Source organism: Cupriavidus sp. PET2-C1 (assembly GCF_054515855.1).
This window is the reverse complement of the sequence record NZ_CM137259.1, coordinates 1,384,724-1,405,553: the sequence shown is the minus strand read 5'-3', so window position 1 is coordinate 1,405,553 and position 20,830 is coordinate 1,384,724. Positions and strand designations below refer to the sequence as shown.

22 protein-coding genes are annotated in these 20,830 nt (G+C 64.7%); 7 read left to right on the top strand and 15 right to left on the bottom strand.

The features are described from left to right. Positions 1-5: 5 nt before the first annotated feature. The 9 genes from hscA to ACX12D_RS06380 all read right to left on the bottom strand — a co-directional run bounded on the left by hscA (position 6) and on the right by ACX12D_RS06380 (position 8,254). The gene (gene hscA / locus ACX12D_RS06420) at positions 6-1,868 is read right to left on the bottom strand and encodes a Fe-S protein assembly chaperone HscA (protein WP_459373331.1); all 1,863 of its coding nucleotides are present in this window, start codon (positions 1,866-1,868) and stop codon (positions 6-8) included. A 125-nt stretch (positions 1,869-1,993) separates the two neighbouring features. Further along, on the bottom strand, positions 1,994-2,512 hold the full coding sequence (gene hscB, locus ACX12D_RS06415; RefSeq protein WP_459373330.1) for a Fe-S protein assembly co-chaperone HscB: 519 nt from the start codon (positions 2,510-2,512) through the stop codon (positions 1,994-1,996). 112 nt (positions 2,513-2,624) lie between these two features. Then, complete coding sequence (locus ACX12D_RS06410) at positions 2,625-2,858, bottom strand: DUF3565 domain-containing protein (protein ID WP_459373328.1); 234 nt, start codon at positions 2,856-2,858, stop codon at positions 2,625-2,627. A 28-nt stretch (positions 2,859-2,886) separates the two neighbouring features. Further along, positions 2,887-3,207, bottom strand: coding sequence for an iron-sulfur cluster assembly protein IscA (iscA, locus tag ACX12D_RS06405; RefSeq protein WP_017229301.1), 321 nt, complete (start codon positions 3,205-3,207; stop codon positions 2,887-2,889). A 31-nt stretch (positions 3,208-3,238) separates the two neighbouring features. Next, positions 3,239-3,640, bottom strand: a complete 402-nt coding sequence (gene iscU, locus ACX12D_RS06400) for a Fe-S cluster assembly scaffold IscU (protein ID WP_006160178.1) — start codon at positions 3,638-3,640, stop codon at positions 3,239-3,241. A gap of 62 nt (positions 3,641-3,702) precedes the next feature. Next, positions 3,703-4,926 carry an IscS subfamily cysteine desulfurase gene (locus ACX12D_RS06395; RefSeq protein ID WP_441633762.1) on the bottom strand — a complete coding sequence of 408 codons (1,224 nt, stop codon included), beginning with the start codon at positions 4,924-4,926 and terminating at the stop codon, positions 3,703-3,705. A 62-nt stretch (positions 4,927-4,988) separates the two neighbouring features. Further along, entirely contained in the window at positions 4,989-5,543 is a 555-nt protein-coding gene (gene iscR / locus ACX12D_RS06390) for a Fe-S cluster assembly transcriptional regulator IscR (RefSeq protein WP_174422841.1), read from the bottom strand. Positions 5,544-5,623: 80 nt separating this feature from the next. Next, positions 5,624-7,714, bottom strand: coding sequence for a site-specific recombinase (locus ACX12D_RS06385; RefSeq protein WP_459373327.1), 2,091 nt, complete (start codon positions 7,712-7,714; stop codon positions 5,624-5,626). A gap of 48 nt (positions 7,715-7,762) precedes the next feature. Next, complete coding sequence (locus tag ACX12D_RS06380; protein ID WP_459373326.1) at positions 7,763-8,254, bottom strand: low molecular weight protein-tyrosine-phosphatase; 492 nt, start codon at positions 8,252-8,254, stop codon at positions 7,763-7,765. A 237-nt stretch (positions 8,255-8,491) separates the two neighbouring features. Here ACX12D_RS06380 and ACX12D_RS06375 point away from each other — a divergent pair, with 237 nt between their 5' ends. Beyond that, complete coding sequence (locus ACX12D_RS06375) at positions 8,492-8,839, top strand: hypothetical protein (RefSeq protein ID WP_459373325.1); 348 nt, start codon at positions 8,492-8,494, stop codon at positions 8,837-8,839. 22 nt (positions 8,840-8,861) lie between these two features. Here the strand turns inward: ACX12D_RS06375 and ACX12D_RS06370 are convergent, their stop codons facing one another. Both ACX12D_RS06370 and uvrB read right to left on the bottom strand, forming a co-directional pair. After that, positions 8,862-9,161, bottom strand: a complete 300-nt coding sequence (locus ACX12D_RS06370) for a putative quinol monooxygenase (protein ID WP_459373324.1) — start codon at positions 9,159-9,161, stop codon at positions 8,862-8,864. A gap of 100 nt (positions 9,162-9,261) precedes the next feature. Beyond that, entirely contained in the window at positions 9,262-11,364 is a 2,103-nt protein-coding gene (uvrB, locus tag ACX12D_RS06365) for an excinuclease ABC subunit UvrB (RefSeq protein ID WP_267606093.1), read from the bottom strand. A gap of 157 nt (positions 11,365-11,521) precedes the next feature. On the opposite strand from uvrB, the gene ACX12D_RS06360 reads away from it, so the two are divergent. Together ACX12D_RS06360 and ACX12D_RS06355 are read left to right on the top strand one after the other, a co-directional pair. Beyond that, positions 11,522-12,718, top strand: coding sequence for an amino acid aminotransferase (locus ACX12D_RS06360; protein WP_459373323.1), 1,197 nt, complete (start codon positions 11,522-11,524; stop codon positions 12,716-12,718). A 274-nt stretch (positions 12,719-12,992) separates the two neighbouring features. Further along, on the top strand, positions 12,993-14,234 hold the full coding sequence (locus ACX12D_RS06355) for a polyhydroxyalkanoate depolymerase (protein ID WP_441633618.1): 1,242 nt from the start codon (positions 12,993-12,995) through the stop codon (positions 14,232-14,234). Between the two features lie 82 nt (positions 14,235-14,316). Here the strand turns inward: ACX12D_RS06355 and ACX12D_RS06350 are convergent, their stop codons facing one another. Further along, complete coding sequence (locus ACX12D_RS06350) at positions 14,317-14,952, bottom strand: TetR/AcrR family transcriptional regulator (RefSeq protein ID WP_441633616.1); 636 nt, start codon at positions 14,950-14,952, stop codon at positions 14,317-14,319. A gap of 190 nt (positions 14,953-15,142) precedes the next feature. Between ACX12D_RS06350 and rsxB the strand changes: the two genes are divergently transcribed. Then, the gene (rsxB, locus tag ACX12D_RS06345; RefSeq protein ID WP_459373322.1) at positions 15,143-15,967 is read left to right on the top strand and encodes an electron transport complex subunit RsxB; all 825 of its coding nucleotides are present in this window, start codon (positions 15,143-15,145) and stop codon (positions 15,965-15,967) included. Further along, positions 15,964-16,608, top strand: coding sequence for an endonuclease III (gene nth / locus ACX12D_RS06340; protein ID WP_267606086.1), 645 nt, complete (start codon positions 15,964-15,966; stop codon positions 16,606-16,608). The genes rsxB and nth overlap by 4 nt, the downstream gene beginning before the upstream one ends. A 72-nt stretch (positions 16,609-16,680) precedes the next feature. Here the strand turns inward: nth and ACX12D_RS06335 are convergent, their stop codons facing one another. Both ACX12D_RS06335 and ACX12D_RS06330 read right to left on the bottom strand, forming a co-directional pair. Then, positions 16,681-17,268 (bottom strand): malonic semialdehyde reductase, encoded by a 588-nt coding sequence (locus ACX12D_RS06335; protein WP_043344864.1) that lies wholly within the window; start codon positions 17,266-17,268, stop codon positions 16,681-16,683. Positions 17,269-17,351: 83 nt separating this feature from the next. Next, positions 17,352-18,296 (bottom strand): DMT family transporter, encoded by a 945-nt coding sequence (locus ACX12D_RS06330; RefSeq protein WP_459373321.1) that lies wholly within the window; start codon positions 18,294-18,296, stop codon positions 17,352-17,354. Between the two features lie 144 nt (positions 18,297-18,440). Here ACX12D_RS06330 and ACX12D_RS06325 point away from each other — a divergent pair, with 144 nt between their 5' ends. Further along, entirely contained in the window at positions 18,441-18,872 is a 432-nt protein-coding gene (locus ACX12D_RS06325; RefSeq protein WP_441633608.1) for a DUF1841 family protein, read from the top strand. Positions 18,873-19,017: 145 nt separating this feature from the next. Further along, positions 19,018-20,310 carry a phospholipase A gene (locus tag ACX12D_RS06320; RefSeq protein WP_459373320.1) on the top strand — a complete coding sequence of 431 codons (1,293 nt, stop codon included), beginning with the start codon at positions 19,018-19,020 and terminating at the stop codon, positions 20,308-20,310. A gap of 13 nt (positions 20,311-20,323) precedes the next feature. On the opposite strand, the gene ACX12D_RS06315 is transcribed toward ACX12D_RS06320, so the two are convergent. Further along, entirely contained in the window at positions 20,324-20,764 is a 441-nt protein-coding gene (locus ACX12D_RS06315; protein ID WP_459373319.1) for a thioredoxin family protein, read from the bottom strand. Positions 20,765-20,830: the final 66 nt, after the last annotated feature.

The window sequence follows — 20,830 nt, the reverse complement described above, 5'->3', positions numbered from 1 at the left end:
GGGGATCAGCCCAGGTCCTGCACCTTGCGGCCGGCCAGCGCGCTCTTGATCGAGCGGTCCATCCGGCGGGCAGCGAATTCGTCGGTGCCGCGGGACAGCGCTTCCACCGCCGTCTTGATGGCGTGGTGATCTTCGCCTGCGGCAATGTCGCTCGCGGCCGCGATCAGGCGCTCCACGTCGGCGCGCTCCTCGTCCGAGAGCAGGTCGCCATCGAGTTCCAGCGCGCGGCGCGTGGCTTCGATAAGGCGCGCGGCATCCACGCGCTCCTCCGCCAGCGCACGGCTCTTCATGTCGTGCTCGGCTTCGCGGAAGCTGTCCTGCAGCATGCGCGCGATCTCGTCGTCGGCGAGGCCGTAGGACGGCTTGACAGCGATGGTCGCCTCCACGCCCGATTGCGTCTCGCGCGCGAAGACCGACAGCAGCCCGTCGGCGTCAACCTGGTACGTCACGCGAATGCGTGCCGCGCCAGCCACCATCGGCGGGATGCCGCGCAACTCGAAACGCGCCAGCGAGCGGCAATCGCTCGCCAGTTCGCGCTCGCCTTGCAGCACGTGGATGGCGATGGCCGTCTGGCCGTCCTTGAACGTGGTGAATTCCTGCGCGCGGGCAACCGGGATGGTGCTGTTGCGCGGGATGATCTTCTCGACCAGGCCACCCATGGTTTCCACGCCCAGTGACAGCGGGATCACGTCCAGCAGCAGCCAGTCCTCGCCGGGGGCGCCGTTGCCGGCCAGCAGGTTGGCCTGCATGGCCGCGCCCAGGGCCACGACCTTGTCCGGATCGAGGTTGGTCAGCGGCGGCTGGCCGAAGAAGTCTCCCACCGCCTTGCGGATCGAGGGGATGCGGGTTGCGCCGCCAACCAGCACGACACCCTTGACCTCGTCCGCCGCGACGCCGGCATCGCGCAGCGCCTTGCGCACAGGCGACAGGGTCTTTTGCACCAGCGGCGCGGTCAGCTCGACAAAGGTCGAGGCCGAGAGCGTCAGGTGCACGATCTCGCCGCTGTTCAGCACGGCATCGATCACGGTCGAATCGGCCGCCGACAACGCTTCCTTGGCCGCGCGGGAGCGCACCATCAGCAGGCGCATATCCTCGGCAGACAGCGGTTGCAGGTTAGCCTGCTCGACGATCCAGCACATCAGGCGCTGGTCGAAATCGTCGCCACCCAGGGCAGAATCGCCGCCGGTGGCCAGCACTTCGAACACGCCCCGGCTGAGCTTGAGGATGGAGATATCGAAGGTGCCGCCGCCGAGGTCGTACACCGCGTAGATGCCCTCGGAAGCATTGTCCAGGCCATAGGCGATGGCTGCCGCGGTGGGCTCGTTGAGCAAGCGCAACACTTCAAGGCCCGCGAGCTGCGCGGCATCCTTGGTGGCCTGGCGCTGGGCGTCGTCGAAATAGGCGGGCACCGTAATCACCGCGCCGACGAGTTCGTCGCCGAGCGAATCCTCGGCACGCTGGCGCAGCGTGGCCAGGATTTCCGCCGAGACTTCCACCGGACTCTTCACGCCGGCAACGGTCTTGATCTGCACCATGCCGGGCGCATCGACGAAATCGTAGGGGCTGTGCTCGATATGCGCGACGTCGCGCAGGCCGCGCCCCATGAAGCGCTTGACCGAGACGATGGTGTTCTTGGGGTCGTGCACCGCTTCTTCCTGCGCGCGGTAGCCGATCTGCGCACCCTTGGGCAGGTAGCGCACGACCGAAGGCAGCAACGCGCGGCCGCTTTCGTCGGTCAGGACTTCGGGAATGCTGTTGCGAACCGCTGCCACCAGCGAATTGGTGGTGCCAAGGTCGATGCCGACCGCGAGCCGCTTCTGGTGAGGTGCCGGCGACATGCCGGGTTCGGAGATCTGGAGCAATGCCATGATGAATCTTCTTTAATCGTGCGGTGGCAAAAACGGCCCGTCACACAGGCCGGCTTTGCGCCGGGGCGCCATTGTGGCATGGCTGAGGTGAACTTGCCTGGCGGCGCTGGAGTCCCTCGGGGACCCTAGCCTTCCAGGCGGTCGATCGCCTCGCTGGTGTCGTGCTCGATTTTCTCGATGAACATCAATTGCCTGGCCGCGCTGCCGGCACCCGCGTTATCGCCGGCATCGAGCAACGCACCCAGCGCCGCGTGGCGCTCGCGCTTCTCGCCACGCAGCTCACGCAGCAGCGCATCGAGGCGCGCAACATCTTTCTCTTCGACCGCTTCCTGCAGGGCCTCGCGCCATTCCATCTGCTGCATCAGGAAGGCGGGCGCCATGGCGGTATTGCTCTCGGCCTGGATGTCCACGCCACGCAGCGTCAGCAGGTAGATCGCGCGCTTGAGCGGCTGGCGCAGCGTGCGGTACGCCTCGTTGGCATGCGCGGCCCATTGCATGGCCACGCGCCGCTCCGCATCGCCGGCATTGGCAAAGCGGTCCGGATGCGCCTGCGATTGCACGGTCAGGTAGGCGGCGTCCAGCGCCCCCTCGTCGACTGCATATCCGACCGGCAGGCCGAACAGCGCGAAATAATCGTCTTTCAACACCTTCCCCAACAAAAAGGAGCGGCTGCGCCGCCCCTTTGAACTGCCTTCAGCGTGAAAGCGGCACGCTGACCGCGCGGCACAGGCCGCAGCAATGTGGCGGCTGATCCGGTCAGGCGGCGCGCTTCGCGCTGCTGCCCGCCCAATCCGCCGGCGGCTCCGCCCGATCACATTTCAGGCAGTTCACCAGCTCGCCCATCCTGGCCGCCCGCCCCTGCGGCGTCAGCGTCCATGGACGCATCTGCCAGGGCGGGTCATGGCGCATATGCTGGCCATGCCCGCAATCGAGTTCCGCCACCCAGTGGTTTTCCTCGTCCTGGTGAAAGCCGACAATGCTGCGTTTCATCGTATCCGGCGTGCTGATGCCAGCACGCTCAAACCCGGAACGACTCTCCGCAACCGCACTCATCCTTGACGTTGGGGTTGTTGAAACGAAACCCCTCGTTCAAGCCTTCACGCGCAAAATCGAGCTCGGTGCCATCGATATACGGCAAGCTCTTGGGATCGACGATCACCTTGATGCCGTGCGACTCGAACACGCTGTCTTCCGGCAACAGGTCGTCGACGTACTCCAGCTTGTAGGCCAGGCCCGAGCAGCCGGTGGTCTTGACGCCGAGGCGCAGGCCAACGCCCTTGCCGCGGCGGTCCAGGTAGCGCGCCACATGCTTGGCGGCCTTCTCGGTAAGCGTGATCATCGCTGCTTCATCCCTTGATTGAACGCGGAACTCAGGCGGCCTTCTGCTCGGCGCCTTCGTGCTTCTTCTTGTAGTCCTCGACCGCTGCCTTGATGGCATCTTCGGCCAGGATGGAGCAGTGGATCTTCACCGGCGGCAACGCCAGTTCTTCGGCGATGTGCGTATTCTTGATTTCCAGTGCCTGATCCACGGTCTTGCCCTTGACCCATTCGGTCACGAGCGAGGAGGAAGCGATGGCCGAGCCGCAGCCATAGGTCTTGAACTTGGCGTCTTCGATCACGCCAGCTTCGTTGACCTTGATCTGCAGCTTCATGACGTCGCCGCAAGCGGGCGCGCCAACCATGCCGGTGCCCACCGCGTCGTCGTTCTTGTCGAACGAGCCAACATTGCGGGGGTTTTCATAGTGGTCGAGAACCTTGGTGCTGTATGACATTTTGGCTACCTCTTGGCGTATCGGTATTTATGGGGTCTTGCGTGGGTCTTGGCGCTTGGTGCTTAGTGCGCTGCCCACTGGATGGAATTCAGGTCCACACCGTCCTTGAACATTTCCCACAGCGGCGACAAATCGCGCAGCTTGGAGATCTTGCTCTTGAGCAGTTCCACGGTGTAATCGACTTCTTCCTCGGTGGTGAAACGGCCCACCGTGAAGCGGATCGAACTGTGCGCGAGTTCGTCGTTGCGGCCCAGGGCGCGCAGCACGTACGAAGGCTCCAGCGACGCCGAGGTGCAGGCCGAACCCGACGACACCGCCACGTCCTTGATCGCCATGATCAGCGATTCGCCTTCGACGAAGTTGAAGCTGACATTGAGGTTATGCGGCACGCGTTGTTCCAGGTCGCCGTTCAGGTAGACCTCTTCCATGCCCGACAGGCCACGCCACAGGCGATCGCGCAGCATGCGGATACGCTCGTTTTCCGTAGCCATTTCCTCGCGGGCGATGCGGAAGGCTTCGCCCATGCCCACGATCTGATGCGTGGCCAGCGTGCCCGAACGCATGCCGCGCTCGTGACCGCCGCCGTGCATCTGCGCTTCCAGGCGCACGCGCGGCTTGCGGCGTACGTACAGCGCGCCCACGCCCTTCGGGCCGTAGGTCTTGTGTGCCGAGAACGACATCAGGTCGCACTTCAGCGTGTTCAGGTCGATCGCCACCTTGCCGGTGGCCTGGGCCGCGTCGCAATGGAAGATGATGCCCTTGGCGCGGCAGATCTCGCCGATCTGCGCCACGTCCTGGATCACCCCGATCTCGTTGTTGACCAGCATCACCGACACCAGGATCGTGTCAGGGCGGATCGCCGCCTTGAGCACTTCGATGTCGACCAGGCCGTTTTCCTGCACGTCGAGGTAGGTCACCTCGAAGCCCTGGCGCTCCAGCTCACGGGTGGTGTCGAGCACAGCCTTGTGCTCGGTCTTCACCGTGATCAGGTGCTTGCCCTTGCCCGAATAGAAATTGGCCGCGCCCTTGATGGCGAGGTTGTTGGACTCGGTTGCGCCCGATGTCCACACGATCTCGCGCGGATCGGCGCCCACCAGTGCCGCCACCTGCTCACGCGCTTCTTCCACCGCGCGCTCGGCATCCCAGCCGTAGGCGTGGCTGCGCGAAGCCGGATTGCCGAACTGTTCACGCAAGTACGGAATCATCTTGTCCGCCACGCGCGGGTCTACCGGCGTGGTGGCTGAGTAATCCATGTAGATGGGGAAATGTGGGGTGCTCATCGTTATGACTGCCTTTTAGGGACCGCTATGCTTGACGTTGCTCTCTATTCTCTCGCCGGCTGCCCGTCTTACGACTGAGCCAGGCTGAAAACCGAATTCACCACCCGCGGACGCGCGGGCTTTTCCTGCTTGTCCGCCTTGCCGATCGGCGCGGCCACGGTTTGCGCCGCCGACTCCTCGCGCATGTCGTGCAACACCGCGGGACACTTGGCGCGCTGCTGGTCGACCAGGTTCTTCAGGGAGACGGAATCGAGATACTCGACCATTTTCTGGTTCAGCGTGGCCCACAGCTCGTGGGTCATGCAGCGACCGGTTCCCTCATCTCCGTTACAATTACCCTTTCCGCCGCATTGCGTGGCGTCGAGCGGCTCATCGACTGCGATGATGATGTCGGCTACCGTCACGTCTTCCGCCTTGCGGGCAAGACTGTAGCCGCCGCCCGGGCCGCGCACGCTTTCCACGATTTCGTGGCGGCGCAGCTTACCGAACAGCTGCTCTAGGTAAGAGAGGGATATTTTCTGGCGCTGGCTGATGCCCGCTAGCGTAACGGGGCCCTGATCCTGGCGCATGGCCAAGTCAATCATGGCGGTTACCGCGAAGCGGCCTTTGGTCGTCAGTCTCATGATGCTGGGGAGTACTTGATCATTTTGGTCAAGTATAAAAGAAGTCGACTAATTCAGTCAAGTACCCCTGCCGCATCGCATCAAACCTGCCCCTGCTCCGCCGAGGCCGTGCCAACGGGCGCGCGCGGCGGCACGATCAGCGACCAGGGGTGTTTCAGGATGCGCCGCCGCACGGCCGAACTCAGCGCCCGGCGATCCACCCGGCGCAGGCTGCGTGAGCCCAGCGCCATATTGAAGGCCAGCGCGAAGCTCACAGCAACGTTGAGCAGCCCCATCAGCGCAATGCCCGCCACCGCCAGCCAGAACGACGGCATCTTCAGCACAGCGAAGCCCAGCACGCCGATCGCGGTGCCCACCGAGCCGGTCGACAAGGTGACGTGCCGCACTTCCATGTGGGGGCCGAAGAAGCTGAGTATCTCCGGTCCCAGCCCGAGCAGCAGCCCCAGCGACACATTGGCGGCGATCCCCGACATATTGCGCTTCCAGAAGTCCGCCATCCGCGTGGCTCCCTGCGCACCCAGCACATAGCGCAGGCGGCGGTTGTACACCATCACGTCATGCACCTTGTGCAGCGCGAACCAGTTGTCGGCCCAGCCCGCCACCAGGCTGGACAGCCACAAGAGTACGCCGGTAAAGATGGCGTAGACCGGCGTGGGGCCGAGGATGGAAAACGACTCGATGGTGGCGATCGCCTTGGCGGGGGTGATCAGGTTGGCGCCCAGGATGCGGTTGGCAAGCCACTGGATGCCCATCGCCACCGGGAACACCACCGCCAGGTTGCCGAAAATCGCCGCGGCGTTTGAGCGGATCATGGCGATGGTGTCGTCAACGAAGATTTCCCGGCCTTCCGGCCTGCCGACCGCATCGAGCCGGTGCGCCAGTGCCGGGCCAGTCATCGCCGGCTGCTTGGTGGCCAGTGTGAAATGCGCGAAGTGGATCACCAGGAAGCTGCCCGCATAGTTGAGCGAGGCCAGCAGGCCTTCGATGAACTTGTCCAGGTGCAGCCCATAGATCAGGAACTTGAGATAGACCGTGCCGACGGTGATCAAGCCGCCGCCGGCGGCAGCCCGCATCAGCTCGCGATACTCGCGGCGATCGCGCGTGATGTAGTGCTCGCCGGTCTCGGCCGAGCGCTCGACCACCTTGCGCGCCAGTTGCGAAAACGAGGTGCCCGCCAGGTGCCCGATACTGCGCCGCGCCTGGGTGGAGCGGATCAGCGCCGCGATCAGGTGGGCATGCCGGCCACGCCGCTGCGGCTCGACCCAGGTCGCCAGCAACAGCTCGATGCGCGCGAGCCGGACCTTCATGCGCTCGATCTGGAACACCACCTCCACCGAGACGCCGTTCTCCTCCAGGTCGTCGTACACGCGCTGAGCCGCCTGGTGGCAGCCATCGAGCAGCGCGCGGAAATAGTTGAGCCGGTGCGCGAAAGCCTCGCCGCCGTGCGCCGCCTCCTCCTCGTCGCACAAGGCTTGCACGGCGCTGTCCAGGCGGAAAAACGGCGTGTCCTGCACCTTGCCCTTGAGGCGCGAACGAATTGCCTGGCTCAGTCCGGTAGCACGCACCTGGCTGACCAGCACCTGGATGCTGGTGGCCAGCGTGCGGTCGAAACGATCCCATTCTGGCGGCGTGGCGGCTTCGCCCGGCGCTTGCGGATCGTCGGCGCGCAGCACGGCACCCAGCCGATCGAGCAGGTCGCCATCGAGCGCCTCGACCCAGTCGGCATCGTTGCCATCGATAAACAGCAGTGCGAACAGGCCCGCCATATCGCTGCGGTTGGGCGGCGGCGGCAGGAACCGCGCCTGCAGGCGGTTCAGCACCTCGCTCCAGAAGCCCGGGTGGGAAGCCACGCCGGTGTCGCACAGCAGGGTGACTGGATCGTTATCGCGCACGATGGAACGCACCATGCGGGCAAAGCGTCCGGCCACTTCCGGATTGCGGCCAAGCACCTGCAGCAGGTAGCGCAGCCGCACGTGCTCCCGGCGGCTCTTGTCGGCCGCCACGCCTTCGGCGCCCGGCAGCCCGTCGCGCCGGATCCAGTAGCCCAGCTCGATCAGCCAGCCGTTGCGGTCGGCCAGCGGCGCCTCCGGGTCCGCTGCCGCCAGGATTGCGTCGAGTTGCAGGCTGGCATTGCGCGACTCGCGCCATTTGCGGAACAGGGAACGAAACATGAATCCTCGTGAAAGTGATGGAAAGGCTGCAAGGGCGGCCGAGCGCAATCAGGTAGCGCCGCCAAGCCCCTTGGCACGGAGCATGGCGATCACGCCATCGCAGGCGTCCTCGACATAGTCGAGCACGCGCTCGAAGCCATCGCCTTCGCCGTAGTAGGGATCCGGCACTTCGTCCGCGGCGTGCCGGCTGGCGAAACTCATCAACAGGCGCAGCTTGTCCTGGCTGCCAGGCGGGCAGATGGCACGCAGCGCCGCCAGGTTGTCCTGGTCCATGGCCAGCAGCAGGTCAAAACGGGCGAAATCCTGCACCACGGCCTGGCGCGCGCGTTGCGCGGAGAGGTCGTAGCCACGGGCCAGCGCATGACGCTGGGAGCGCGCATCGGGCGCGCGCCCGATGTGATAGCCATGCGTGCCGGCGGAATCCAGCTCGACCAGATCGGCCAGGCCGACCGCCTCCAGCTTGGCGCGCAGCACGCCCTCGGCGGTCGGAGAACGGCAGATGTTTCCCATGCAACACATCAAGATGGCGTATTTCTTCATAGGGGTGTGGCGCTATCCAGCGCCGAAAGCAAGACGACAAAAGGCGGCACGCGCGACGGGCTTGCCGCCACCGCACCGGGCACGGCTGCCACAACGAAGCCGGATTCTACAGCCCTGCCCGCAGGACCACGCTCACGGGAGCGCCAGCACGCCGGTTGAAGCCACCAGGGAAGCCACCAGGGAAGCCACCAGGCAAAAAAGATGACGCAAAGGTGCCGCCCACCGCATAATCGCACGGTGAACCTCCGCCTCAGCCCACTCCTCCTGGCACCCCTTCTGCTTTGCGCAAGCCTGGCCGACGCCGCCGAGCCGTCCGCGGACGCCGCCTCCGGCGCAGGCTGCGAAAGCCTGCTCACCGTGGTCCGGCATAGCCTGGAGAAAGAGATCGGTGCCGCCTGCCCTGCCTCGGCCCCTGCCCCTGCCTCGGCACCGGCACTGGCGCCGGCCACCACATGCGCCGCGCAACGCGAACCGCTGCGCGCCATCGTGGACTTCATCAGCACGCGCGAGGCCGCCAGCGCGGACAAGTGCGACACCCTGCTGGAAGTCAACAAGCGTTTGCGCTCGCTGCCCCCGAAGGGCTGATAAGACTAGCAGGCAAATCGGCTCAGGGCAGCTTGGCCGCCAGCACGTCCAGCTTTTCGATAGAAGGCGGCTTGGCGAACAGGTCGGGCGCCTTGGCCATCAGGGCCTCGGCCACCTTGCCCGACAGATGGGCGTTGCGCCCGGCCTCATCGGCGAACGCATCGAAGATGCCGAACGTGGATGGCCCGAGCCGCAGCGCAAACCATGCCGTGGTGCCGGTTTCGGCCTGCACCAGCGGCAAGCCGGCGAGCAGGAACTCCTCGACTTCCTTTTCCTTGCCGGGCTTCGCATGCAGCGGAACCCACAGAGCGAGCTTGACCATGGACCATCTCCTCACCACTGTCCGGGATTCCAACTATAGGCGGTAGCCAAGCCGCGCGCCTGCATCCCGCAGGCGTGTGGCCGAAGCAGGGCCCACGCCCTCAGGACGCGGCCGCGGCAGGCGGCGGCAGGTGCTCCCCATCGCCGCTGGCGCCAAAGATCTGGCGCTTGAGCTTGGCCAGCTGGTCGCGCACCTGCCCGGCCTTCTCGAACTCGAGATTCTTGGCGTGCTCGAACATCTGCTTCTCCAGCCGCTTGATCTCCTTCGCAACCTGCTTCTCGCTCATGTCCTCGTACTTGGCGCGCTCTTCCGCGGCCAGCAGTTCGGCCTTGACCTCGCCCGGGTCGTAGACCCCGTCGATGATGTCCTTGATGCGCTTGACCACGCCGCGCGGCACGATGCCATTGGCTTCGTTGAATGCGATCTGCTTGGCGCGGCGGCGTTCCGTCTCACCAATGGCCCGCTTCATCGAATCGGTCATCCGGTCCGCGTACAGGATGGCGGTGCCGTTGACGTTACGCGCCGCGCGGCCGATGGTCTGGATCAACGAACGCTCGGCGCGCAGGAAGCCTTCCTTGTCGGCGTCGAGAATCGCCACCAGCGAGACTTCCGGAATATCCAGGCCCTCGCGCAGCAGGTTGATGCCGACCAGCACGTCGAAGGTACCCAGGCGGAGGTCGCGAATGATCTCCACGCGCTCCACCGTATCGATGTCCGAGTGCAGGTAACGCACCTTGACGCCGTTCTCGGTCAGGAACTCCGTGAGCTGCTCGGACATGCGCTTGGTCAGCGTGGTCACCAGCACACGCTCGCCGACGGAGACCTTCTGGTGGATCTCGGACAGCAGGTCGTCGACCTGCGTGGTCGCGGGACGCACATGGATGATCGGATCGACCAGGCCGGTGGGCCGCACCACCTGCTCCACCACTTGGCCCGCATGCTCGTTCTCGTAATTGGACGGCGTGGCGGAGACAAACATCACCTGCCGCATCTTGCCCTCGAACTCCGAGAACTTGAGGGGGCGGTTGTCCAGGGCGGACGGCAGCCGGAAGCCATAGTCGACCAAGGTCGTCTTGCGCGCCTTGTCGCCGTTGTACATGCCGTTGAACTGCCCCATCAGCACGTGAGACTCGTCCAGGAACATCAACGCGTCCTGCGGCAGGTAGTCGACCAGCGTTGGCGGCGGATCGCCCGGCTTGGCGCCCGACAGGTGGCGCGAGTAGTTTTCGATGCCCTTGCAGAACCCGAGCTCGGAGAGCATTTCCAGGTCGAAGCGGGAGCGCTGCTCCAGCCGCTGCGCCTCCACCAGCTTGTTCTCCTTATAGAAGAAGTCCAGGCGCTCGCGCAGCTCTACCTTGATGTCCTCGATCGCCCGCAGCACGGTCTCGCGCGGGGTCACGTAGTGGCTCGACGGATAGACCGTGAAGCGCGGAATCTTCTGCCGCACCCGCCCGGTGAGCGGGTCAAAGAACTGCAGCGAATCGATCTCGTCGTCGAACATGTCGACGCGCACCGCCAGCTCGGCATGCTCGGCCGGGAAGATATCCAGCGTATCGCCGCGCACGCGGAAGGTGCCGCGCTGGAAATCGGTCTCGTTGCGGGTGTACTGCATGGCGATCAGGCGCGCGATCACATCGCGCTGGCTGATCTTGTCGCCGGTGCGCAGCGTCAGGATCATCTTGTGGTACTCGGACGGGTTGCCGATACCGTAGATGGCCGACACGCTGGCCACGATGATGGTGTCGCGCCGCTCCAGCAGGCTCTTGGTGGCCGACAACCGCATCTGCTCGATATGCTCGTTGATCGAGGAATCCTTCTCGATGAACAGGTCGCGCTGCGGCACGTAGGCTTCTGGCTGGTAGTAGTCGTAGTAGCTGACGAAATACTCCACCGCGTTGCGCGGGAAGAACTCGCGGAACTCGGAATACAACTGTGCGGCCAGCGTCTTGTTGGGCGCGAACACGATGGCCGGACGGCCCATGCGGGCAATCACGTTGGCCATGGTGAAGGTCTTGCCCGAACCGGTCACCCCCAGCAGGGTCTGGTAAGACAGGCCGTCCTCCACCCCCTCGACCAGCTGGCGGATCGCCTCGGGCTGATCGCCCGCCGGCAGATAGGGCTGGTAAAGCTGGAACGGCGAGCCGGGAAAGGTCGCGAACTTCTCTTCATCCAGCGCGGGCGCGACTTCAACGAGATTCGACATAAGCTGGTAGGGGAAAACCTCAGGAAAACGGGCAGATACGCTAGAATCTTGGGGTTGGCGGCCCGGTATCAAGATGGGGGTCGCCCGCACTCCCGAGCGCAGTCCGGAGCATTCTACGCCTTCCCGTTTTGTTACATAGCTGACCACGAGATCCCAAATGAGTTTGTTTTCTGCCGTCGAGATGGCCCCGCGCGACCCGATCCTGGGCCTGAATGAAGCCTTCAATGCCGATACCCGTGCCACCAAGGTCAATCTGGGTGTTGGCGTGTACTTCACCGACGAAGGGAAAATCCCTCTGCTGCGCGCCGTGCAGGAAGCCGAAAAGGCCCGCCTGACCACCGCCACCCCGCGTGGTTACCTGCCGATCGAAGGTATCGCCGCCTATGACCAGGCCGTGCAGACCCTGCTGTTCGGCAAGGAATCGCCGCTGATCACCGAAGGCCGCGTTGTGACCGCCCAGGCACTCGGCGGCACCGGCGCGCTGAAGATCGGCGCCGACTTCCTCAAGCGCCTGTACCCGGACGCCAAGGTCGCCATCAGCGACCCGAGCTGGGAAAACCACCGCGCCCTGTTCGAGGCAGCCGGTTTCCCCGTGATCAACTACGCCTACTACGATGCTGCCAGCCACGGCCTGAATTTCGCCGGCATGGTGGAGTCGCTCAAGTCGTACGCCGCCAACACCATCGTGGTGCTGCACGCCTGCTGCCACAACCCGACCGGCGTCGACCTGTCGGCCGAGCAGTGGAAGCAAGTCGTGGAACTGATCAAGGAACGCAACCTGATCCCGTTCCTCGACATGGCCTACCAGGGCTTCGCGGAAGGCATCGATCCGGACGGCGCCGCCGTGCGCCTGTTCGCCGAATCCGGCCTGCCTTTCTTCGTGTCGAGCTCGTTCTCGAAGAGCTTCTCGCTGTACGGCGAGCGCGTGGGCGCACTGTCGATCGTCACCACGGGCAAGGAAGAAGCCCAGCGCGTGATGTCGCAGGTCAAGCGCGTCATCCGCACCAACTACTCCAACCCGCCGACCCACGGCGGCACCGTGGTCGCCACCGTGCTGAACAGCCCGGAACTGCGCGCCATGTGGGAGCAGGAACTGGGCGAGATGCGCGACCGTATCAAGCTGATGCGCCATGCGCTGGTGGACAAGCTGGCCGCCAAGGGCGTGCCGGGCGACTTCTCCTTCGTCAAGTCCCAGCGCGGCATGTTCTCGTACTCGGGCCTGAACTCGGCCCAGGTCGACGTGCTGCGCAACGAGCACGGCATCTACGCCGTGGGCACCGGCCGCATCTGCGTGGCCGCGCTGAACAGCCGCAACATCGATGCGGTGGTCAACGCCATCGCCGCCGTGCTGTAACGCAAAGCGCGTAAAAGTGCACAAAAAGGCGACTTCGGTCGCCTTTTTCGTATCTCATGGCAATTTTTCACGTTCTTTTGCATTTGTCATCGAGAAGTACAGTGTTTGTCCTATTGTCTTTTTCCGACGCGAGCGTACCTTAGGGTATATGCTGCATCGCACGATCGTTCGATTACGCGCATAATCGGTAACACATTAGCAACTGTGTTTGTTGTATTTGTATTGTCCAGGCGTTGAATTCCAGCTTCGCCCCCAGCCTGATAGGGACCACGTCATGCTTTACCAGCTGCATGAATTCCAGCGCTCGATGCTGCACCCGCTTACCGCATGGGCGCAGGCTACGGCCAAGACCTTTACCAATCCCCTGAGCCCGATGTCCCTGGTGCCCGGCGCCACGCGACTGGCTGCCGGCTACGAGTTGCTGTACCGACTCGGCAAGGAATACGAAAAGCCCGAATTCGATATCAAGTCGGTACGCTCCAACGGCCGGGACATCCCGATCGTCGAACAGACGATCATCGAAAAGCCCTTCTGCAAGCTGGTGCGTTTCAAGCGCTATGCGGACGATCCGGAGACCATCAAGCTGCTCAAGGATGAGCCGGTGGTGCTGGTGTGCGCCCCCCTGTCTGGCCACCATGCCACCCTGCTGCGCGATACCGTCAAGACCTTGCTGCAGGACCACAAGGTCTATGTGACCGACTGGATCGATGCCCGTATGGTCCCGATCGAGGACGGCCGTTTCCGCCTGGCGGACTATATCCACTACATCCAGGACTTCATCCGCCATATCGGCGCTGAGAACCTGCATGTGATCTCCGTGTGCCAGCCTACCGTCCCGGTGCTCGCGGCCATCTCCCTGCTGGCATCCGCTGGCGAGAAGACGCCAAAGACCATGACCATGATGGGCGGCCCGATCGACGCACGGCGCAGCCCGACGGCCGTGAACTCGCTCGCGACCAACAAGTCGTTCGAGTGGTTCGAGAACAATGTGATCTATACGGTGCCGGCGAACTACCCGGGCCATGGCCGCAAGGTGTATCCGGGCTTCCTGCAGCACGCTGGCTTCGTGGCGATGAACCCCGACCGCCACCTGTCCTCGCACTACGATTACTACCTGAACCTGGTCGAGGGCGATGCCGACGACGCGGAAGCCCACGTGCGCTTCTACGACGAGTACAACGCCGTGCTCGACATGGACGCCGAGTACTACCTCGACACCATCCGCGAAGTGTTCCAGGAATTCCGGCTTGCCAACGGCACCTGGGAGATCGATGGCCAGCCGGTGCGCCCGCAGGACATCAAGGGCACCGCGCTGCTGACGATCGAGGGCGAGCTGGACGACATCTCGGGCGCCGGCCAGACCGCCGCCGCGCATGAGCTCTGCGCGGGCATTCCGAAAACGCGCAAGCAACACATCACGGCTGCCAAGTGCGGCCACTACGGGATCTTCTCCGGCCGCCGCTGGCGCCAGGAGATTTACCCGGAGCTGCGCGATTTCGTGCTCAAGCATCGTTGAGCCACGGCGGTCAAGCTGCATGCCGCACCCATGAAAAACGCCCGCAAGCCGCGGGCGTTTTTTTATGGGGCTGCAAGCTGCCTCAGCGGCGTTCCAGGTAAGCCAGCAGCATATCGGTGTGCAACTCGGCAAAGCGCTCGTGCTCATCCTGCGCCGCCACGTCACGCCCGATCACCGCGCTGATGGTGTAACGGTTGGACAGCACGTAGTAGCCAAGCGCGGAGATCGTCAGGTAAAGCTGCGAGACATCGACGTTGTCGCGGAACACGCCCTGCCGCTGGCCCCGCTTGACGATTTCCGCAAGCACGTTAACCACCGGGTTGATCAACTGGTGCAGCTGGGTGGACTTCTTCAGGTGGCGCGCCTCGTGCAGGTTCTCGCTGTTGACCAGGCGGATGAACTCGGGATTGCGGTAGTACCAGTCCCAGACAAAGCGAGCCAGCGTGCGGACCGCCGCAACGGGATCCTCCTCGACGATGTGCAACTGCTCCTCGGCGGCGCGAAACTCCGCATATTGTTTTTCAAGGACGGCCAGGAACAAGCCTTCCTTGCTGCCATAGTAGTAATACAGCATGCGCTCGTTGGTCTCGGCGCGGCGCGCGATCTGGTCGACGCGCGCCCCTGCCAGGCCACCCTTGGCAAATTCCTCGGTGGCCGCATCAAGGATGCGGCGGCGTGTTCCCTCGGGGTCCCGCTTGGTTCTGGTTTCGTTTCGCATGCGACGGCTGGTGAATCGTTGCGCGGATTATGGCACAGGGCAACTTGCGCGCAGCGGCCCCGGCAAAGGGCGCATCATGCCGCGTTTCTGCACTGCGGCGAAATCGGGGATAATCCCTGCCGCGTGCCCGTTCCGGCCAGGAAAAAAGAGAACGGCATCCGCGCCGTACCCGCAAACCCCAAAAGCTGTCGTGACCGCCATTTCCCAGACCCTCGCCGATCGCCTCGAAGCCCTGCTGCCGCAGACCCAATGCACCAAGTGCGGCTTCGACGGCTGCCGTCCCTATGCCGAAGCCATGGCAGCGGGCGAAGCAGCCTGCAATCGCTGCCCGCCGGGCGGGGAAGAGGGCATCCGCCGCCTGTCGGCGCTGCTCGGCACGCCGCTGCAGCCGCTGGACCCGGAGCGGGGCGTGGAGCAGGCGCGCGCGGTGGCAGTGATCGACGAAGCGCTGTGCATCGGCTGCACGCTATGCATCCAGGCTTGCCCGGTCGACGCCATCGTTGGCGCGCCCAAGCAGATGCATACCGTGCTGGCGGACTGGTGCACCGGTTGCGACCTCTGCGTGGCACCCTGCCCCGTCGACTGCATTGCCATGGTTCCCGTCACCGCGCAGCGCACCGGCTGGGCCGCCTGGTCGCAGGCGCAAGCGGACGAAGCCCACGCGCGCTACCTCGCCCGCCGCTCGCGGCTCGTGAGCGAGCGCGAGGAGAACGATGCGCGCTTAGCGGCCAAGGCCGCCGCCAAACTGCAGGCGCTGCAAGCCGAAGCCCCGCAAAGTGAAGAGGAACGCTCGGCGCAGGCACGCAAGCAGGCCATCATCCAGGCCGCCATCGAGCGGGCGCGCCTGAAGCAACAAGCGGTGCAGCCACGCAATACCGAGAACGTCTCCCCTGCCGTGCAGGCACAGATCGACGCCGCCGAGGCCCGCCGCGCCAAGGCCGGCCTCACCGCCACACCGTGCCAGGCCGATCCGGATGCCGTGCCCGGCGCCAACCCAGCCCCCAAGGACTCATGAACGCTGCCAAGTGCCGCGCCCTGTTCGAGACACTGCGCGAAGTCAACCCGACCCCGGTCACCGAGCTGGAATACAGCTCGCCGTTCGAGCTGCTGATTGCCGTGCTGCTGTCCGCGCAGGCCACTGACGTGGGCGTGAACAAGGCCACGCGCAAGCTCTACCCCGTGGCGCACAGCCCTGAGCAGATGCTGGCGCTGGGCGAGGATGGGCTGATCGAGTACATCAAGACCATCGGCCTGTACAAGACCAAGGCCAAGCATGTCATCGCGACCTGCCGCATCCTGGTCGAGCAGCATGGCGGCCAGGTGCCGCGCGACCGGGCCGCGCTGGAGGCGCTGCCGGGCGTGGGCCGCAAGACGGCCAACGTGGTGCTCAATACCGCGTTCGGCGAGGCCACCATTGCCGTCGACACGCATATTTTCCGGGTTGCCAACCGCACCGGCCTGGCGCCCGGCAAGAACGTGCAAGTGGTGGAGCAAAAGCTGCTCAAGACCGTGCCGCAGGAGTTCATGCACGATGCGCACCACTGGCTGATCCTCCATGGGCGCTATGTCTGCAAGGCGCGCAAGCCCGAGTGCTGGCACTGCGCGATCGAGCCGCTGTGCGAATACCGCGAGAAGACCGAGGCGCCGCGCATCTGAGCAAAGGCACAACGGACAGGCAAAAAAAGACCCGCGCGAGGCGGGTCTCTGTCTATCTGGCAGTGCTTGCGCTCAAACGATGCGGCAGGCTTCGTCGAACGACAGGCGCGGGCTGCGCGGGAACAGCTTGTCGGCCTCGCCATAGCCCAGGTTCACGAGGAAATTGACCGACCACTTGCCATCGGCGAAGAAGGCGGCATTCACCTTGCCAGCATCGAAGCCAGCCATCGGGCCGCAATCCAGGCCGAGGGCACGCGCGGCCAGGATGAAATAGCCACCTTGCAGCGAGCTGTTCATCAGCGCATCGCGGGCGATCTTTTCCGGCTGGCCGGCGTACCACGAACGCGCATCAGCGTGCGGGAACAGCTTGGGCAGCTGATCGTGGAAAGCGTTATCGAAGGCGACGATGGCGGTGACCGGTGCCGAGCGGGTCTTCTCGACGTTGCCTGCGGACACGCACTCGACCAGGCGAGCCTTTTCCGCCGCGCTCTTGACGAACACGATGCGGGCCGGCGAACCGTTGGCAGCCGTCGGGCCAAACTTCATCGCGTCATAGATCTGGTGAAGCACGGCATCGTCCACTTGGCGGTCTTGCCACACGTTGTGGGTACGCGCTTCGGTGAACAGCTGGGCGATTGCAACCTGGTCGATCGGTTTCATGCGGTCGGTTCCTGAACAAGAAGTGAGAACCGGATTGTATCTAAGACGCCGCCCTCGCCACGCAAGCGATTTGAGCAAGGGGTTCAATTCTGTTGCACATCCTGTGCGCCGGAACCCTTGCTGGTCAGCCAAAGCACGCCCGCCAGGATCAAGCCGCCGCCCAACGCCTGCGTCATCCCGACATGCTCCCCGAGCAAAAGCGCCGCCAACACCACTGTCACCACCGGCTCCAGGGTGGACAACATCGAAGCCCGTGCCGCGCCGAGCCGTTGCAAGCCGGCGAAGAAGGTCAGGATCGCCAGGACCGTGGACAGCAGCGCGATCGCCAGCAGCGCCAGCCAGCCAGCGGCGCTCTGCGGGAACTGCGGCGGCACGCCGGCGCCCGCGCGCAACACCCCAGCCACGACATAGACCACCGCGGCCGCACTGCACACCACGGTGGTAGTGGCCAGCGGATTGACGCCCGCCGTCACGCGCGCGCCCACGATGATGTACACCGAGTAGATCGCGGCCGAGGCCAGGCCAAGCCCGATGCCCAGCGCCGAGCCCTGGCCACCCCCCACCGTTAGCCCCGCCCCCACCGAGCACAGCACGAGCGCGATCACGGATGCGGTGCCGAGCCGTTCCTTGAGGAAAACGGCGGCGAGGATGGTGACAAAGAGCGGATACAGGTAAAGCAGCAGGGCCACCAGGCTGGCCTGGGCATGATTGAGCGCGGTGAAAAAGCAGAATGACTGGCCAACATAGCCGATGCCGCCCATGGCAGCCAGCGCCAGCACCTTGCGCCAGCCCGGCAGGCTGACGCCGCGCTGGCGCATCGCCAGCGCCAGCGCGCCCGCGGCCAGCACGAAACGCACCGCCAGCAGGCCGTAGACATCGGTGCCCGCGTCGTAAGCAAAGCGCGCGAAGATTGCCATGGCGCCAAAGGCGCTGGCCGACACGGCGATCAGCAACACGCCCACGAGCTGCTCGCGGGCGTGTTGCTGAGGCTGCCGGACACGGGCGGCGGAGGAACGGGGAGCGGACATGGTGGCGCGCTGGCAGGAAATGGACCCGGCGACGCCGGGCAACGCCGCATTCTAGTGGCTGGCAGGCCGATTCGGTCAGCTTGCGAGGGGGCCGCTTTGCGCTGCGCTGCAGCAGTGGAAGCGCTCGTTTACAATAGCGCCATCATGTTCAATCCCTCCCGCGAAGAAGTCCGCCGTTTTTTCTGTGAAGCCTGGCAGAAGCAACGCGCAGGCAGCGTCCTCACCCCGCTCGAAGTCATTGCGGTCGACTGGATCGGCGAGCATCCTGAGTATCACAGCCTGCTCACCGACACGGAAGGCGCGCTGGCTCAGGACTACACGCCTGAAGGCGGCCAGACCAATCCCTTCCTGCACCTGGCCATGCACCTGTCGATCTCCGAGCAGGTATCCATCGACCAGCCCCCCGGCATCCGCCGCGCCTACGAATCCCTGGCGCAGCGCCTGGATTCACCGCACGAAGCGCAGCATCAGGTCATGGAATGCCTCGGCGAAATGCTCTGGCAGGCGCAACGCACAGGCATGCCGCCGGATGGCGAGCAATACATTGCCTCGATCCAGCGCCGCGCTACCCGCTAGGTGACGTCCCAGCCCTGCCCGGGCTGCGTACAAATCATCACAAGATTCTGCCGCATGGCGTGATAGGCACGTGATAGGCTGTACCGCGTCACAATATCCTGCCGCGTGCGCATCACCTCTTCACGAGGATGCGCTGCCGCCTCCCATGCTGCTCAGCACGCTCAAGCCCGAGATCTGCCGCGCCACGGCCAGGCCCCCCGCGCTCCTGCTCGCCCTCGCCCTCTTGGCCGCCGGGCCGCTATCGAGCCATGCTGCCGTGGCGCTGCTGCAACCGCCGAAGGTGGTCGACGGCACCAAGCCCCTGACCCTGACCCTGTTGCTCAGCGCCGACGGTGCGAACCGCAGCTTCCTGGTCCCCCAGGCGATCGACGTCACGGCTTCGGCCGATCTGCAGGCCCCTGTCAGGCTCAGCATGCAGCGTGTCAGCGCCGGCCCCTCGACAATCAAGTTGCGCAAGGGCGAGCACCGCACAGTCGAGTACAGTGCGCCATTGCCGCCCAACCTGCGCGGCGTGGTCCGGCTGGATCCCGTGGACATCGACGCCGCGCCCGTGCTGGTCACGCTCAATCGCGCCCCGCGCGCCGACGATCCGCCGTCGGCCCAGGTCGCGGCGACCCCGGCACCCGTTACAAGCGCCGAAGGAAGCACCCCGTCCGTGCCGGTTGTCCCTGTCATTCCGGTCGCCGCCGCCAGCCAGGCGTCGCCCGTCCCGGCAGACCTGCAAGACCAGGGCCGGCTGACCTTCAACGATCCGATGTACTTCATGGTCGGGGCGCACGGCGGGGCCAACGCCAAGTTCCAGTTCAGCTTCAAGTTCCGCATCTACCAAGGCGAGAATCCGGCTTCGCACGGTTTGCTCGAGAACCTGTACTTCGGCTACACGCAGTTTTCCCTGTGGGATCTGTCAAGCGACTCCCGGCCGTTCCGCGACACCAACTACCGCCCGAGCCTGTTCTATTACCTGTCGGATACCGGCGTGCAGAACCGCGTGATCAGCCGGCTCTCGCTTGCGGCTGGCCTGGAGCATGAGTCGAATGGCCGCGATGGCGCCCAGTCGCGCAGCATCAATACGGTGTTTGTCAAACCCACGTTTTACCTGGGGGACATGAGCAACTGGCACTGGAGTGTGTCGCCCAAGCTGTACTACTACGTCGAGAAGAACGACAACTCCGACATTGCCAGCTATCGCGGCTACATGGACCTGAAGCTGGCCTACGGCAAGCCGGACTCATGGGAGTTCGCCACCACCCTGCGCAAAGGCACGCAGAAGTATTACGGTAGCGTCGACACATCGGTGACGTATCCGTTGGCCAGGCTGATCCCCGGCACGGCGGGTTACCTGATGGCAGGCTATTTCGTCGGCTATGGCGAGAGCTTGCTGGACTACAACCGCAAGCTGCCTTGGCAATTCCGGCTGGGATACGCGCTGTCACGGTGACGCGCGGACGCGCCTAACCGGCCAGCGGCTTGCCGCTAGCCTTCAGCCGTGCATTGGCTACCGCCGCGGCAAACTGGCCCTGCCCATGCCAGCCGGTGGCCCGCCCCAGCTTCTTGCCCTTGTGGAAGAACATGAAGACCGGAATGCCGTGCAGGCCGAATCGCTTGCCCATATCCGGGTGCGCATAGACATTGGCGTGCAGCCAGTGCAGCTCCAGCGCCCGCACCGGGTCTGGATTGGCCAGCATGGCTTTTTTCGCCATTTCGCAATTGAAGCAGTCCACGCCCCAGAAAAAAACGCAGACCAGCGCGTCGCCAGCAGCAGCGATGGCGCCATCGATGCCGGCGCCGTCCACCTCGCGCATGCCGAACGCGTCGAAGGCGCGATGGTCGAGGTGCGCCGCCGGATCCACGGCGGTGTCGGGCGTGGCGGGGTTGCCTGGCTCGGTGGACATGGACATCTCCAGCAATGAAAAACGCCCGGGCCAGCGGCACCGGGCGTTGCTTGTGCCAGCCCGCCG

What these genes read in the sequence shown, in the direction of transcription:
- hscA (WP_459373331.1), bottom strand. Translation starts at nt 1,868, where the DNA reads ATGGCATTGCTCCAGATCTCCGAACCCGGCATGTCGCCGGCACCTCAC.
- ACX12D_RS06410 (WP_459373328.1), bottom strand. Translation starts at nt 2,858, where the DNA reads ATGAAACGCAGCATTGTCGGCTTTCACCAGGACGAGGAAAACCACTGG.
- iscA (WP_017229301.1), bottom strand. Translation starts at nt 3,207, where the DNA reads ATGATCACGCTTACCGAGAAGGCCGCCAAGCATGTGGCGCGCTACCTG.
- iscU (WP_006160178.1), bottom strand. Translation starts at nt 3,640, where the DNA reads ATGTCATACAGCACCAAGGTTCTCGACCACTATGAAAACCCCCGCAAT.
- iscR (WP_174422841.1), bottom strand. Translation starts at nt 5,543, where the DNA reads ATGAGACTGACGACCAAAGGCCGCTTCGCGGTAACCGCCATGATTGAC.
- ACX12D_RS06385 (WP_459373327.1), bottom strand. Translation starts at nt 7,714, where the DNA reads ATGTTTCGTTCCCTGTTCCGCAAATGGCGCGAGTCGCGCAATGCCAGC.
- ACX12D_RS06380 (WP_459373326.1), bottom strand. Translation starts at nt 8,254, where the DNA reads ATGAAGAAATACGCCATCTTGATGTGTTGCATGGGAAACATCTGCCGT.
- ACX12D_RS06370 (WP_459373324.1), bottom strand. Translation starts at nt 9,161, where the DNA reads ATGGTCAAGCTCGCTCTGTGGGTTCCGCTGCATGCGAAGCCCGGCAAG.
- uvrB (WP_267606093.1), bottom strand. Translation starts at nt 11,364, where the DNA reads ATGTCGAATCTCGTTGAAGTCGCGCCCGCGCTGGATGAAGAGAAGTTC.
- ACX12D_RS06360 (WP_459373323.1), top strand. Translation starts at nt 11,522, where the DNA reads ATGAGTTTGTTTTCTGCCGTCGAGATGGCCCCGCGCGACCCGATCCTG.
- ACX12D_RS06355 (WP_441633618.1), top strand. Translation starts at nt 12,993, where the DNA reads ATGCTTTACCAGCTGCATGAATTCCAGCGCTCGATGCTGCACCCGCTT.
- ACX12D_RS06350 (WP_441633616.1), bottom strand. Translation starts at nt 14,952, where the DNA reads ATGCGAAACGAAACCAGAACCAAGCGGGACCCCGAGGGAACACGCCGC.
- nth (WP_267606086.1), top strand. Translation starts at nt 15,964, where the DNA reads ATGAACGCTGCCAAGTGCCGCGCCCTGTTCGAGACACTGCGCGAAGTC.
- ACX12D_RS06335 (WP_043344864.1), bottom strand. Translation starts at nt 17,268, where the DNA reads ATGAAACCGATCGACCAGGTTGCAATCGCCCAGCTGTTCACCGAAGCG.
- ACX12D_RS06330 (WP_459373321.1), bottom strand. Translation starts at nt 18,296, where the DNA reads ATGTCCGCTCCCCGTTCCTCCGCCGCCCGTGTCCGGCAGCCTCAGCAA.
- ACX12D_RS06325 (WP_441633608.1), top strand. Translation starts at nt 18,441, where the DNA reads ATGTTCAATCCCTCCCGCGAAGAAGTCCGCCGTTTTTTCTGTGAAGCC.
- ACX12D_RS06320 (WP_459373320.1), top strand. Translation starts at nt 19,018, where the DNA reads ATGCTGCTCAGCACGCTCAAGCCCGAGATCTGCCGCGCCACGGCCAGG.
- ACX12D_RS06315 (WP_459373319.1), bottom strand. Translation starts at nt 20,764, where the DNA reads ATGTCCACCGAGCCAGGCAACCCCGCCACGCCCGACACCGCCGTGGAT.